At 72.4% G+C, this 14,009-nt stretch carries 10 protein-coding genes and 1 other RNA gene; 2 read left to right on the top strand and 9 right to left on the bottom strand.

Annotated features, from left to right (window positions below):
* Positions 1-20 precede the first annotated feature (20 nt).
* The 5 genes from ssrA to ftsE form a co-directional block, all read right to left on the bottom strand.
* Positions 21-408, bottom strand: a transfer-messenger RNA (tmRNA) gene (gene ssrA / locus J8M50_RS08130).
* A gap of 103 nt (positions 409-511) precedes the next feature.
* Positions 512-1,054 carry an SsrA-binding protein SmpB gene (gene smpB, locus J8M50_RS08125; RefSeq protein ID WP_010355968.1) on the bottom strand — a complete coding sequence of 181 codons (543 nt, stop codon included), beginning with the start codon at positions 1,052-1,054 and terminating at the stop codon, positions 512-514.
* 62 nt (positions 1,055-1,116) lie between these two features.
* Entirely contained in the window at positions 1,117-2,271 is a 1,155-nt protein-coding gene (locus J8M50_RS08120) for a S41 family peptidase (RefSeq protein WP_010355969.1), read from the bottom strand.
* 67 nt (positions 2,272-2,338) lie between these two features.
* On the bottom strand, positions 2,339-3,256 hold the full coding sequence (gene ftsX / locus J8M50_RS08115; protein ID WP_010355971.1) for a permease-like cell division protein FtsX: 918 nt from the start codon (positions 3,254-3,256) through the stop codon (positions 2,339-2,341).
* 35 nt (positions 3,257-3,291) lie between these two features.
* Complete coding sequence (gene ftsE / locus J8M50_RS08110) at positions 3,292-3,981, bottom strand: cell division ATP-binding protein FtsE (RefSeq protein ID WP_010355972.1); 690 nt, start codon at positions 3,979-3,981, stop codon at positions 3,292-3,294.
* 246 nt (positions 3,982-4,227) lie between these two features.
* On the opposite strand from ftsE, the gene J8M50_RS08105 reads away from it, so the two are divergent.
* On the top strand, positions 4,228-4,419 hold the full coding sequence (locus tag J8M50_RS08105; protein WP_010355973.1) for a hypothetical protein: 192 nt from the start codon (positions 4,228-4,230) through the stop codon (positions 4,417-4,419).
* A gap of 81 nt (positions 4,420-4,500) precedes the next feature.
* Here the strand turns inward: J8M50_RS08105 and J8M50_RS08100 are convergent, their stop codons facing one another.
* The 4 genes from J8M50_RS08100 to J8M50_RS08085 all read right to left on the bottom strand — a co-directional run bounded on the left by J8M50_RS08100 (position 4,501) and on the right by J8M50_RS08085 (position 9,942).
* On the bottom strand, positions 4,501-5,436 hold the full coding sequence (locus J8M50_RS08100; protein WP_010355974.1) for a hypothetical protein: 936 nt from the start codon (positions 5,434-5,436) through the stop codon (positions 4,501-4,503).
* Positions 5,437-5,738: 302 nt separating this feature from the next.
* Entirely contained in the window at positions 5,739-6,845 is a 1,107-nt protein-coding gene (gene prfB / locus J8M50_RS08095) for a peptide chain release factor 2 (protein ID WP_010355975.1), read from the bottom strand.
* Between the two features lie 57 nt (positions 6,846-6,902).
* A complete protein-coding gene (locus J8M50_RS08090) occupies positions 6,903-8,132 on the bottom strand; it encodes a serine/threonine-protein kinase (protein ID WP_010355976.1) in 1,230 nt (409 codons plus the stop codon).
* A gap of 112 nt (positions 8,133-8,244) precedes the next feature.
* Positions 8,245-9,942, bottom strand: coding sequence for a serine/threonine-protein kinase (locus tag J8M50_RS08085; protein ID WP_010355977.1), 1,698 nt, complete (start codon positions 9,940-9,942; stop codon positions 8,245-8,247).
* A gap of 423 nt (positions 9,943-10,365) precedes the next feature.
* On the opposite strand from J8M50_RS08085, the gene J8M50_RS08080 reads away from it, so the two are divergent.
* Positions 10,366-13,974 (top strand): FHA domain-containing protein, encoded by a 3,609-nt coding sequence (locus J8M50_RS08080; protein WP_223786292.1) that lies wholly within the window; start codon positions 10,366-10,368, stop codon positions 13,972-13,974.
* Positions 13,975-14,009: the final 35 nt, after the last annotated feature.

Raw genomic sequence — 14,009 nt, 5'->3', positions numbered from 1 at the left:
GGGGCCTGTGGCCACATGGGATGTGGAGATGGCGGGAATCGAACCCGCGTCCAACGGTGCAGAATCAGGACTTCTCCGTGTGCAGTTCGCTGTGATTTTCTCGGCCCCGGTGATCACGCGAACAAGTCGCCGACGGGCCCAGTCACTGTTTGATTTCCCATCGAACCCCGTGACCGGGCTCAATGGTTTAGTCCCCTAGATTATGCCAGGGTCCGGGTCGGGAACACTCCCGGGCTGACACCCGTTAAGGGCCTTCGCTCACTGCTTATTAGGCAGCGAGGGCGAAGGCGCGGGAATCGCTCTTGTTAGTGGCGATTATTTTTTGCGACATATGGTTAACGAGATCATTGCCGCTTCCTCGACACGCTTCTCCTGCTTCGACAACCGCTGTCGAAACCGATCATCCCCATGTTGATTTTTCAAACCCCCGAGGGGGTGCTCGCCGACCGGAGTCGGCGTTGATGCCATCGTACGTGACCAACGCGTACGGATGCCACCGTATTCCCGCTCGTCAGCCTTCCCGCTGGCGCCGCTTCGCCGCCGCGATCGCGCGGTCGGTGTCGCGCCGGTCCTGCTTCTCGCGCAGGGTCTGCCGCTTGTCGTACTCCTTCTTGCCGCGCGCGAGCGCGATCTCGGCCTTCGCGCGGCCGTCCCTGAAGTACAGGGCGAGCGGCACGATCGTGTGGCCGGTCTCCTCCGCCTTGGCCGCGAGCTTGTCGATCTCCTCGCGGTGCAGGAGCAGCTTGCGCTTGCGGCGCGCGGAGTGGTTGGTCCAGCTGCCCTGGTGGTACTCCGGGATGTGCGCGTTGTGCAGCCACGCCTCGCCCCGGTCGATCTGGACGAACCCGTCGGCCAGCGAGGTGCGTCCCTCGCGCAGCGACTTGACCTCGGTCCCCATGAGGACGAGTCCCGCCTCGAAGGTGTCGACGATCGCGTAGTCATGCCGGGCCTTCTTGTTCTGCGCGACGATCTTCTTCTTGCCCCCCTTCTCGCCGTCCCGCGTCTTGCCGCCCCCGCCGCCCTGTTTGGGCTGGGACTCCTTCGGTACGTACATTCCCTTGCTCATAGTCCCGCCATTTTCGCACCCGCCGGGCCCCGAAGGGAAAGCCGTTTCCCCTACCGCGTCCGCCCCGACCCGCTCAGCACCCGCTCCGCCCGCTCCAGCACCCCAGCCTCCACCTCAAGGTCCGGGGTGATCCCCACCCCGTCCACCGCGTGCCCGGACGGCGTCCGGTAGTGCCCCACCGTCAGCTCCGCGACCGACCCGTCCGGCAGCCGCGTCGGCATCTGGACCGAGCCCTTCCCGAACGTACGGCTGCCGACGACGACCGCGCGCCCCCGGTCCTGGAGCGCCCCGGTCAGCAGCTCGGCCGCGCTCATCGTGCCGCCGTCGACGAGCGCGACCAGGGGTCTGGTGGTGTCGCCCCCCGCGTCCGCGTGCAGGGCGTGCTCGGTGCCGTCCGTGTCGTACGTCGCGACCAGGCCGCCGTCCAGGAAGACCGAGGCGACACCGACCGCCTCGGTGACCAGCCCGCCCGAGTTCCCCCGCAGATCCAGCACCACGCCTCCCGACGCCTCCCGCACGGCGGTCCGTACCGCCTCGCCCACTCCCTTGGTGAACGCGGAGACTCGAACAAGAGTTCCCCCGCCGGCGATCTTCTGCACGGCCACCGGTTCGGTGGAGAGCGTCGCGCGCCGTACCGTCTCGCCCCACGCGCGCGCGCCGCGCGACAGCCCCAGCCGTACGGCCGTACCCGCGGGCGCGTCGGTCGCGTCGCCGCGCAGCAGGGACAGGACGTCGGTGACCGGCAGCCCGTCCACGGCGCGTCCGTCGACGCTCGTGAGGCGGTCGCCCGCGCGGATGCCGGCCGCCTGCGCGGGCGAGCCGCCGCTGACCTTGCTGACGGCGATCCCGCCGTCGGACTCGCGGCGCGCCCACAGCCCGACGCCGGTGTACTCGCCGTCGAGGGACTGCTCGAACTCCTCGAACTCGCCCTCCGAGTAGACGGCCGCCCAGCGGTCCCCGCTGCGGCTCACCGCGCGCTCGGCGGCCTCCGTGGGGGACTTGCCCGCGGCCATCGCGTCGGCCGCCGCCCTCGCCACTTGCCCGCGCGCGTCGGGGCCGACCGACCGGGCCACCCCCGCCTCCTCGCCCCCCTGGGGCAGCGATCCCGTCGCGGCCCCCGCCACCAGCACGCTCGCGAACACCAAGGTCAGGGCGGCCCCGCGGCCGAAGCGGCGGGGCTGCGAGAACAGGTCGGGGCCTGACATGGCCGTGAGTCTAGGGGAAGCGAAAGGGCCGTACGGGCAGTTGTCCGTACGGCCCTCTTGGCATGTGTCACACCTTCAGGTACTTGCGCAACGCGAAGAAGGCGGCAAGGGCGGGCATCAGCAGACTCGCCGCGAGGATCAGCGGAAGCTTCGTCAACAGGGCGTCCCAGCCGATGAAGTTGATGAGTTTCATCTTCTGTGCGAGAGCCATGCCGTGGTCGATCGTGAAGTACCGGCCGAGCGTCAGACCGACACAGGCGAGCACCCCGCCGATGAACCCGGCGACGGCCGCCTCAGCGATGAACGGCGCCTGGATGTAGAACCCGGAGGCGCCGACCAGCCGCATGATCCCCGTCTCACGCCGACGGCTGAAGGCGGAGACGCGCACGGTGTTGACGATCAGCATCAGCGCCACGAGCAGCATCAGCGCCATCACCCAGAGCGCCGCCCCGTTCAGCAGGTTCAGCAGCTCGAAGAGGTTGTCCAGAATCCCCTTCTGGTCCTGTACGGACTGCACACCGTCGCGCCCGTTGAACGCCGTCGCGATGACCTGGTACTTCTCCGGGTCCTTCAGCTTGATCCGGTACGACTCCTGCATCTGGTCCGGCGTGAGGGACGCGGCCAGCGGCGAGTCGCCGAACTGTTCCTTGTAGTGCTTGTACGCCTCGTCCTGCGATTCGTACGTCACCGTCTGGACGACCGACATCTTCTCCAGGTCGGTCTTGATCTGCTGCTTCTGGTCCGTGGTCACCGCGCCCTTGGCGCAGTTGGGGTCGGACTCGGCATCGCTCTTGTTGCAGAGGAAGATCGAGACGTTGACCTTGTCGTACCAGTAGCCCTTCATCGTGCTGACCTGGTCGCTCATCAGCAGCGAGCCGCCGAAGAGACCCAGCGAGAGGGCCACGGAGACGATGACCGCGAAGGTCATCGTCAGGTTGCGGCGGAGACCTACACCGATCTCCGAGAGGACGAACTGGGCGCGCATGGCGCTTCAAGCCTTTCCGTGGGACCTGGGGACGGTCAGTGCTGGTAGCCGTAGACGCCGCGGGCCTGGTCGCGGACGAGGCGGCCCTTCTCCAGCTCGATGACGCGCTTGCGCATCTGGTCGACGATGTTCTGGTCGTGCGTCGCCATGATGACCGTCGTACCCGTCCGGTTGATGCGGTCGAGCAGTTTCATGATGCCGACGGAGGTCTGCGGGTCGAGGTTGCCGGTCGGCTCGTCCGCGATCAGCAGCTTGGGGCGGTTGACGAACGCGCGCGCGATGGCGACGCGCTGCTGCTCACCGCCGGACAGCTCGCCGGGACGCCGGTCCTCCTTGCCGCCGAGCCCGACCAGGTCGAGGACCTGGGGCACCGACTTGCGGATCTCGCCCTTCGACTTGCCGATGACCTCCTGCGCGAAGGCGACGTTCTCGGCGACCGTCTTGTTCGGCAGCAGCCGGAAGTCCTGGAAGACCGTCCCGAGCTGGCGGCGCATCTGCGGCACCTTCCAGTTGGACAGCCGGGCGAGGTCCTTGCCGAGGACGTGCACCTGGCCGTGGCTGCACCGCTCCTCGCGCAGGACCAGCCGCAGGAAGGTCGACTTCCCGGAGCCGGAGGAGCCGACGAGGAAGACGAACTCGCCCTTCTCCACCTCCAGGGACACCTCCCTGAGAGCAGGGTGGGTCTGCTTGGGGTAGACCTTGGAGACGTTGTCGAATCGGATCACGGTGCACCACGGGTCGCCGGGGGTAGATGAGCGTGACCATACGCGAAGCGGGTGAGGCGGCGCAGGCGGCCGTCACTGTTGGGTGTGGCTTGTGTGTATTTGCGCGCGGGCGGGGAAGGGGCGCCCGCCCTCGTCCTGGGCGATCCGGCGCGGGTCCGGGGGGAACCTGGCACAGTAGAAGGCGGGAACGTATCCGTTTCCCGGAGCGTTGTGGAGAGCAGAACCGGTGCGAAGGAGGGCGAGCGCATGACGTACGACCGGCTGGTGTGCGCTAACTGCGCGGCGCCCGTGAGCGAGGGACGGTGCCCGGTGTGCCGGGCGAACCGCCAGCGGCTTCAGCAGGAGAACTGGCTGGGCTCGCTGAGCCCCGCGGCCCTGATCGCCGCGCTCGTCGTCCTCATCGCGGCGGTGGCCCTGCTGGCCCACCAGACCGCCTAGCGGGCCCCCAGGACACGAGAGAGGCCCGGAGCATCGGCTCCGGGCCTCTTTCTTCAGCTACGGGACGTACGGCCGCCTGGCTCAGGCAGCCGCGCCGCCACGGCCCTCGACGAGGCGCGGCAGGACGCGGAAGCCGACACCGCCGACGATCATCGTCGCGGCGCCGATGACCAGGAACATGGTCTGGCCGGCACCGGTCTCGGCGAGCTCCTCGTTGCCGCCCTGGGCGGTGGCCTCGGAGGAGGACGAGGCGGAGGAGGAGGTGTCGGTCAGCGCGGAGCTGCCCTCTTCCTGGGTGGAGGCGCCGGTGGTGCCGGTACCTCCGGTGGACTCGGTGCTGGGACCGCCGGAGGTGGACCCGCTGGTGCCGGTGGAGCCGCTCGTACCGGTCGAGCCCGAGCCGCCCGTGGTGGAGGACCCACCCGTGGAGGACGAGCCACCGGTCGTCGTGGTGGAGCCGCCGGTCGACGACGAGCCACCCGTGGAGGAGGAACCGCCGGTCGTGGACGAACCGCCCGTGGTGGTCGAGCCGCCCGTCGTGGAGGGGTCGCCCGTCGTGGACGAACCACCGGTCGAGGACGAACCGCCGCTGGAGGACGTGCCGCCGATCGAGATCAGGCCACCGGCCGTGGTGGTGGTGGAGCCACCGGTCGTGGAGGGGTCACCCGTGGTCGAACCACTGGTCGAGGACGAGCCGCCCGTGGTGGTCGAGCCGCCCGTCGTGGAGGGGTCGCCCGTCGTGGACGAACCACCGGTCGACGACGGGTCACCCGTGGTGGAGCCACCGGTCGTGGAGGGGTCACCCGTGGTGGAGCCGCCCGATGTGGACGAACCACCGGTGGACGAGGTCCCGCCGGTCGTCGGGTCCGGGCAGATCACGATCGTGCAGTCGTCGCCCGGCGGCGGCGGGTCGTTCGGGTCGGCGGAGGCGATACCGGCCACCGTCAGGGACGCACCGGCGGCCATGATCGAGCCGGCGGCTATACGCGCGATACGGACGCGCGTCTTCTTGGTCATATGGCTGCTACCCCCAGTAGCTGTTCGTCAGGGAGGGCAGCGTCGTCGAAGCGGTGATCGACGGGGGACGGAGTCGATCCACGTCCCCCGGTTCACATACGCCTCGCAGACAACGCGTGCCAGCTTGCACCCTCCCGATTTTTCACAGCACCGTCAAGGCCGTTGCGCGCGCAATGTCCACCTGCGCACGCTATGCCGGGTGAAGGAATCTGTGAGTGTGACGTAAAACCCAGACACCACGACAGACAAAAGGCAACCGCCCCCGTTCCAGGGGCGATTGCCTTGTCGACAAACCTACAGCTCTACTTCTCCTGCTGCTTGCGCCAGCGAACTCCGGCCTCCAGGAACCCGTCGATCTCGCCGTTGAACACGGCCTCGGGGTTGCCGACCTCGAAGTCGGTGCGCAGGTCCTTGACCATCTGGTACGGGTGCAGGACGTACGAACGCATCTGGTTGCCCCAGGAGTTGCCGCCGTCCCCCTTGAGCGCGTCCATCTTGGCCTGCTCCTCCTGCCGGCGCCGCTCAAGGAGCTTCGCCTGGAGGACGTTCATCGCGGTCGCCTTGTTCTGGATCTGCGAGCGCTCGTTCTGGCAGGAGACGACGATGCCGGTGGGAAGGTGGGTGAGCCGCACCGCGGAGTCCGTGGTGTTGACGCCCTGACCGCCTGGCCCGGACGACCGGTAGACGTCGACCCGCAGCTCGGACTCGTCGATCTCGACGTGGTCGGTCTGCTCGACGACCGGCAGCACCTCGACGCCCGCGAACGACGTCTGCCGCCGCCCCTGGTTGTCGAAGGGCGAGATCCGTACGAGCCGGTGGGTGCCCTGCTCGACGGAGAGTGTGCCGTACGCGTACGGCACGTGCACCGCGAACGTCGTCGACTTGATGCCGGCCTCTTCGGCGTACGACGTCTCGATCAGCTCGGTCTTGTAGCCCTTCTGCTCCGCCCACCGCAGGTACATCCGCTGGAGCTTCTCCGCGAAGTCGGCGGCGTCCACGCCACCGGCCTCCGCGCGGATGTTGACGAGCGCCTCACGGGAGTCGTACTCGCCGCTGAGCAGCGTACGGACCTCCATCTCGGCCAGCGCCTTGCGGACGGCCGTGAGCTCGGACTCGGCCTCCGCGCGGGTGTCCGGGTCGTCCTCCTCGTCGGCCATCTCGAAGAGGACGGAGAGGTCGTCGATCCGACCGCGCAGGGTGTCCGCCTTCCTGACCTCGGCCTGGAGGTGGGACAGCTTGCTGGTGATCTTCTGCGCCTCGTCCGGGTTGTCCCACAGGGACGGCGCCGCCGCCTGCTCCTCGAGCACGGCGATGTCTGCCCTCAGTTTGTCGAGGTCCAGGACGGCCTCGATCGACTCCATGGTCGAGGAGAGGGACTTCAGCTCTTCGGATACATCGACGACTGCCACGCCCCCAGCCTAACGGCAACGACTGACAACGCCGCCGCTGCCGCCGTACGGAGGGGGTCAGGGCGAGGAGGGCGACGAGTTTCCCGTCTCCCGCGCGGGCGCCTCGCCGTCGGACGTCGCGAACCAGGCGCCCACGCCCACAGCTGCGGCGACGGCGACTCCGGTGACGCTGATGATCACCCTGCGCCTGCGCGTGGAGGCCCGGTTGCGGGCGGAGCCGGGCCGGGGTGCGCCGGAGGCGCGCGGGACGCGGGCGGTGCCGTGCGCGCCCCCCGCCAGCTCGTCGGCGGCCGGCACCCTCATCGACGTATGCGTGTCCCGGTTCGAGTCCGGCTTGGCGCCCGGCACGAGCGGCACCGCGCCGCGGCGTACGGCGTGGCCGGAGGCGGCGGTGTCGGGCTCGGGCTCGTCGGCGGCCTCGTCGGCCTCCGTGTCGGGCTCGTCGACGTCCAGCGGCGGCATCCCCGCGAGGGACGGCAGCAGTTCGCGCAGGCGCGCGGCGAGTTCGGACGCGCGCAGGCGCGAGGCGGGCGCCTTGGCGAGGCACTGGACGAGGAGCTGCCACAGTTCGTCGGGGATGCCCGGCAGGGGCGCGACGGACTCGGTGACGTGCCGCCGCAGGACGGCCCCGGGGTGGCCGCCACCGAAGGGCGTGAACCCGGCGAGCAGTTCGTAGAGGACCGTCGCGAGCGCGTAGATGTCGACCGACGCGCGCGGGGGGAGCCCTTCGACTATCTCGGGGGCCAGATAGTCGGGTGTTCCGATGATCTTCGTGGCCTTGGTGCGCTTCGGCGTGTCGATCAGCTTCGCGACGCCGAAGTCCGTCAGAAGCGCCTGATGGGACCCGCCGGGCCCGAGGGGTCCCTGCATGTCCAGGAGGACGTTCTCGGGCTTCACGTCGCGGTGTACGACCCCTGCGGCGTGCGCGGCGGCGAGTCCCTCGGCGATGTCCGCGACGATCGCGACGGCCGCCTCGGGCGCGAGTCGCCGGTCGCGGTCCAGGCGCGTGCGCAGGTCCGTGCCCCGCACGAGGTCCATGACGAGCGCGAGGTCGTTGCCGTCGACCACCAGGTCCCGTACGGAGACCACGTTCGGGTGGGAGAGCCCGAGCAGCGCCGTGCGCTCCTGGACGAACCGCCCGACCAGTTCCTCGTCCGAGGAGAGGTCCTCGCGCAGGAGCTTGATCGCGACGGGCCCTTCGGGGCCCTCGCCGAGCCACACCGTGCCGGCGCTGCCCCGCCCCAGGATCTGGTGGGCGGTGTACCGGCTGCCGATCTTCCGTGCCAAGACTGCTCCTACCGACGCGTGTTGCGGCTAAACGTACGCGTCCGAAGAGCCGACCTTCACAGCGGAGGCGGAAATCACCCGCCGGATGTCGACAAATCCCCAAACTCGCCGATCAGTTGCCCGTCACACGGTCGAGCCAATCGGTGACCCCGGAGAACCAGTCGCTGAGCTGCTCCCAGTAGCCCTTGCCGCTCCCGATCCAGTCCTGGAGGGGCGAGAACTCCCAGATCAGCCAGCTCGCGACGAACAGGATGAGGATCGTGAACAGGCAGCCCTTGAGGCAGCCGAGCCCGGGGACGCGCATCGGGTTGGCGCTGCGGCGGCGCGGCTCCCGGGACTCGCGCTCACGCTCGCGCGGTTCGGGTGCGGGCCGCTGGGGCTGACGGCGCTCCGGCGCGGGCGCGGGGGCGTAGCGCTGCTGCTGGGGCGGCGGCTGCGGGGGCGCGTACTGCTGTTGCTGGGGCGGCTGTTGCTGCTGGTAGCCGTACGCCTGCGCGGACGGGCCGCGCTGCTGACGGCCTTGCGGGGGGCCCTGGGGAGGCCCCTGCGGGGGTTGCTGGTACGGCTGCTGGTGCTGGGGGTGCGCGACCTGTCGCTGGGGGCGGCGGCGCAGCGGGTCCTCGCCGGGGTCCAGGTACTGGACCTGCGTCTGCTCGTTGCGGTCGCGCGCGGCGCGCATCTGGTTCTGCCAGGGGTGCGGCTCCTGCTGGCCGGAGCCCTGCTGTCCCGGGGGGACCGGCGGGAGGACGGCGGTGGGGTCGGCGCCCGCGTACGGGGGTGCGCCGGTGTGCGGGAGCACGCTGGTGGCCGCGTTCGGGTCGTACGCGCCCCCCGGTGCGCTGTGCGGCAGCACCTGGGTCGGATCGGCGGAGCCGTCGGCGCCCGGGACGGCCGCAGGGGCAGGGTCGGGCGTGAGGATGTGGCCGACGCCCTCGGCTGCGGCGATCTGCATCGAGTTCGCGTGCACGCCGGTGCCCTCGGCGACGATGCGCAGCGCACGCGCGAGGGACTGCGCCCCGGGGCGTTCGGCGGGGTTCTTGCGCAGGCAGCGCTCGATGACCGTCCACAGGGGTTCCGGAACGGTGGAGGGGCGGCGCGGTTCGGCGCTCAGGTGCTGGTGCAGGACTTCGAGGGCGGAGCCCCCGGCGAACGGCGGGCGGCCGGTGACCAGCTCGTACAACAGGATGCCGGCGCCGTAGATGTCCACCGCGGACGTCTGCGGGCGGCCCTCGGCGGACTCCGGCGCGACGTACGCGGGCGTGCCGACGAACTCGCTGGTGCGGGTGAGGCCCGGGGAGTCGGCGAGGCGGGCGATGCCGAAGTCGGTCAGCAGGGGGTGCATCTGGCCGTCGTACTGGCGCAGCAGGACGTTGGCGGGCTTGAGGTCGCGGTGGACCACGCCGTCCGCGTGGCTCGCCGCGAGCGCGTCGGCCACCTGCGCGGTCAGCAGGGCGGCGGCGACGGGGCTGAAGGGACCGTTCTCGCGCAGGTAGCGGTGCAGGTCGGGGCCCTCCACGAGGTCCATGACCAGGGCCAGGAGGTCGCCCTCGACGACCAGGTCGCGGACCCGGACGATGTTCGGGTGGGTCAGGCGCAGCAGCACCGAGCGCTCGCGCAGGAACCGCATCACGATGTCCGGGTCGCTCGCCAGCTCCTCCTTGAGGACCTTGATGGCGACGGTCTCGCCGGGCTGTCCGGCGACGGCCGCCTCGGCACCCGCGGTCTCGCGCTGGCGGGCACGCCAGACGGTGCCTGTGGCGCCGCGTCCGAGCGGCTCCTCAAGCAAGTACTTGCTGCCGACTGGCCGCACGTCACGCGCTCCCTGGTGATTGCCGATGTGCCTGCATATGTTCCGACCACTGTAGTGCTGAGACCCGGTGACGGGGCTGTCGTCCGGCTATGGGTACGGGCGTCCTCCCGCGCGCGTTCGAGGGCCTGTCAACATCCTGACGCCGAATGACCGGGTAAGACCGGGAAGTCCTCCGGCTTCACCGGAAAGACGCGTTCCGCGGTCCGATGGTTGCCGGGCCCGAAACGTGACGGATCTCAAGTGATCATCGACGGACCGTCCGTCCGGCACTTTTGCGGGCAGAGCCGACCAATCAAGATCACTCGGCGGTCGGGGGCGGGCACGTTGTCAGTGACAGGTGCGAGGATGCCCCCAGTACTGGCCGACGCGCTCGTGCGGGGCGGGGGAAGCCCGCGCCCGGGGCAGAAGGGACCGCTGACGGCGATGCAGATCCGGCTGACCGTCGTAGACCCGCAGGCCCCGGTCTCCGAGGCCCGGGGCCGGACCGCGAGCAGCGACGTGCTGGTGACGGCACCGGCGGGCACCGCCCTGGCCGCGGTCGCCTCCGCGCTGGCGTCGGCCGTGACCGGCGAGGCCCCCGGAAGCGGGGCGGTCGTCCTGTACGCGGGCGAGCAGCGGCTGGACGCGACGCGTACGACGCTCGGCGAACCGCCCCTCACCGACGGCGCCGTCCTCTCCCTGACCGTCCCGGCCGCCCCCGAGGCGCACCCCGAGATCGACGCCGCGCCCGCGCGCCTGCACGTGGTCGCGGGGCCCGACGCGGGCGGGGTGCACCTCCTGCACGGCGGGCAGATCCGTGTCGGCCGCTCCACCGAGGCGGACGTCCCGCTCGACGACCCGGACGTCTCCCGCGTCCACTGCGCGGTCACCCTCTCCCCCGACGGCCTCGTCACCGTCACCGACCTGGGCTCCACCAACGGCACCACCCTCGACGGCACGCGCGTCACCGACCGCGCCGTCCACTTCCCGCCGGGCGCGCTCCTGCGCATCGGCGAGTCCGCCCTCCGGCTGGCTCCGCCCGGGGAGGCCGCGTCGCGGATGCCGACGACACCGGACGGCGAGGGGCATGTGCGGGTCGCGCACGCGCGCGTGGAGGGCGAGCGCGGGACGGGGCACGCGTACGGGGGTGTCGATCCGGCGTGGGGGTCCTCGCGCGCGGGTGCGGGGTCACACGGGACGCCGGGCGGTGCTGAGGGTTCGGGAGGGTCCTCGCGCGCGGGGGCTTCGGTTCCGGGCCAAGGGGGTGCGCCAGGGATCGAGAGGCGTCCGGCAGCCGAGGGACAGCGCGCCGAGTTCGACGGCACGCTGCCCAAGGGCGCACGGCCCGTCCTCAGGCCCACCTCCGGCTCGTCCACCGAGACCCACGGCGGCCGTTCCGGCATCGGCTCCCTCGCGACGTCCCCGGACGAAGCGGGGAACACGCGCGCGGGCGACGGTGTCCACGGCGCTCCCGAGGACGTCCCGCAGGGTGGCCGGCGGCGCGGTGGCCTCTCCGCGTGGGCGCGGCGGCTGACCGGGAACCGGAACACGCCGGGGGCGCAGGAGGAGGACGACGCCGAGGACCGTACGTCCGAGCAGGTGCCGTCGGTCGTCGCCCCGACCGGCCCCGAGATCTGGCCCGACCCCGCCGCCCTGCTGCTGACGGCGCTGGGTCCCGGCCCGCGCCTGTGGGAGCGCGCCCCGGGGCACTCCGAGTTCCTGACGGTCCGCCTGGCGACCGCCGACCGTACGACGGCCAAGGGCTCCGTCCTGCCCGCCGTACCGGTCACCGCCGGTCTGCGCGAAGCGGGGGCGCTGGGGCTCGCCGGTCCCCGGCCCCGGCTGGCGGGGCTGGCGCGCGCGGTCCTCGCGCAGTTCGCCGCGCTGCACTCGCCGGACACCCTGGAGATCGTCCTCCTCACCACCGACCGCGCCCGCCCGTCGGCCGACCGCGCCGCCGAGTGGTCCTGGCTCGGCTGGCTGCCGCACGTGCGCCCGGCCCACTCCCAGGACTGCCGGCTCCTCCTGGCCCACGACCACGAACAGGCGACGGCCCGCGTGCGGGAGCTGCTGCACCGGCTGGACGAACGCGACGCCTCGCGGGCGGGCGGGCGGTCCGGCGAGCATCCGCGCGCGGATGACCCGGCGTACCGCGCCGACACTCCCGCCGAGCCCGGCGTGTCGCTCCCGGCGCAGTCCCGTGGCTCGCACCACGCCCACGCGTCCGCCGACGCCCCCGAGACAACCGCCCGGTCCCGGCCCTCCTGGGCGCAGGAGGACCGCGCGCCCGTGTTCCCGGGCCCGTACACGGTGGTCGTCGTGGACGGCGACCCCGGCACGCCCGCGCTGCGTGAGGCGCTCGGGCGGCTGGTGCGGCGCGGGCCCGAGGTCGGGGTGCATGTGCTGGTGCTGTCGGAGACGGACCCGGGGTCGCTGACGCTGCCCGTCGCGGGGGCGTACGAGGCCGCGTGCGCGGTCGTGCCGCTGCTGCGGGAGTGCGGGGCCGTCGGGCTGCTCGGCGGGGACGTGGCGACGGTGCTGCGGCTCGTGCGGGTGGCGCCGGGCGGTGGTCCGGTGGGTGAGGGGACCGTGGGCGCGGTGGACGCCGTGTCCGCCGCGTGGGCCGAGCGGTTCGCGCGGGCGCTGGCGCCGTTGCGGCCGGACGCAGCCCCGGGCGAGGAGCACGCGCGCGTGGCGGTGCCCCTGCCGCAGTCCGCGCGCCTCCTGGACGAACTGGGCCTGGCGCGGGCCACCCCGGCTTCGCTGATGGCCCGTTGGGCGGACGCGGCGGACGACGCCGACGCGGTCGGCGGGCGTGCGCTGGCCGTCCTCGGCGCGGGCGCGCGCGGGCCGGTCGCCGCCGACCTGGTGGCCGACGGCCCGCACCTGCTGATCGAGGGGCCGGACGGCAGCGGCCGTACGGAGCTGCTGCGGGCGATCGTCGCGTCGCTGGCGGCGGCCGAGCGCCCGGACCGGCTGAGCGTCGTCCTGATGGACGGCCGCGACAGCCTGGGCCGCTCCGGCGAGGGCCTGCGCGTGTGCACGGACCTCCCGCACGTGACGACGCACCTGACCGCCAACGACCCGGTGGTCATGCGGGAGTTCGCGCAGTCCCTGACGGCCGAGCTGAAGCGGCGCGCGGAACTCCTGGGCCGCACGGACTTCACGGACTGGCACACCCACCGCACGCTGTCCGGCCACCTGGTGAACCAGCGCGCGACGAGCCTCCAGGCCCCCGCGCGCCAGGCAGCCGCGCCGGGCCCGGCAGCCCAGCACGCCACGCCCGGCCACACCGTCCCCGCGCAGAGCGCCCCGGCGCACACCGGCGCGGTCCAGAGCACCCCCGCGCCCCGAGGCACCGGCGGCACCCTGACCTCCCAGACCGCCACCCCGCCCCGGGGCACCGCGACGGACCCCGCCCCCGCGTACGGCCCCCACTCCCCCGGCGCCACCGACCTCGACGTCCCGCCCAGCACCACCCTGCGCCTGCGCCCGAACGCGGCGAAGTCCCGGCGCGAGGCGGACGCCGCGCCCCCGCTGCCGCGCCTGGTCGTCGTGGTCGACGACCTGGACGCGCTGTTCTCGCCCGCCCTCGGCTCTCCCGGCCGCCCCTCGGCGGGGTCGGTCACGCGCGCGCTGGAGGCCGTCGCGCGGGAGGGCGCGCGGCTCGGCGTGCACCTGGTGGCGGCGGCCGGTCCGGGCGGCCGTACGGCGGAGTCGGAGCCCGCGCGCCGGGCGACGCTCAGGATCGCCCTGGAGGCGCCCGGGACGGCCGCTGACGGTCCGTCGGCGGGCCGGGGGCGGCTCGGCACGCCGGACGGCCGTACGGCGCCGTTCCAGGGCGGCAGGGTCACCGGCCGTATCCCGCGCACGGCGACGCTGCGGCCGACCGTCACGCCCCTGGAGTGGCACCGCATGGGCGACCCGCCGGCCCGCCGCCCCGTCCGCGAACTGGGCAACGGGCCGACGGACCTGGCGCTGCTGGCGAGCGCGCTGGAGCGGGCGGCGAAGGAGGTGTCGGCGGCGGAGGTGCCCTCCCTGCTGGCGACCTGAGGGCACCGTCCGTCATCACGACGCCGTCACAATCA

Origin of the sequence: Streptomyces acidiscabies (genome assembly GCF_020010905.1) — a bacterium.
Lineage (GTDB): Bacteria > Actinomycetota > Actinomycetes > Streptomycetales > Streptomycetaceae > Streptomyces > Streptomyces acidiscabies.
The sequence above is the reverse complement of the archived record's forward strand: the minus strand, read 5'-3'. Positions and strand labels throughout refer to the sequence as shown.

Bases quoted from the DNA above. Each gene is read 5' to 3' on its own strand.
- smpB (WP_010355968.1), bottom strand. From the start codon at position 1,054: ATGTACGTACCGAAGGAGTCCCAGCCCAAACAGGGCGGCGGGGGCGGC.
- J8M50_RS08120 (WP_010355969.1), bottom strand. From the start codon at position 2,271: ATGTCAGGCCCCGACCTGTTCTCGCAGCCCCGCCGCTTCGGCCGCGGG.
- ftsX (WP_010355971.1), bottom strand. From the start codon at position 3,256: ATGCGCGCCCAGTTCGTCCTCTCGGAGATCGGTGTAGGTCTCCGCCGC.
- J8M50_RS08105 (WP_010355973.1), top strand. From the start codon at position 4,228: ATGACGTACGACCGGCTGGTGTGCGCTAACTGCGCGGCGCCCGTGAGC.
- J8M50_RS08100 (WP_010355974.1), bottom strand. From the start codon at position 5,436: ATGACCAAGAAGACGCGCGTCCGTATCGCGCGTATAGCCGCCGGCTCG.
- J8M50_RS08080 (WP_223786292.1), top strand. From the start codon at position 10,366: ATGCAGATCCGGCTGACCGTCGTAGACCCGCAGGCCCCGGTCTCCGAG.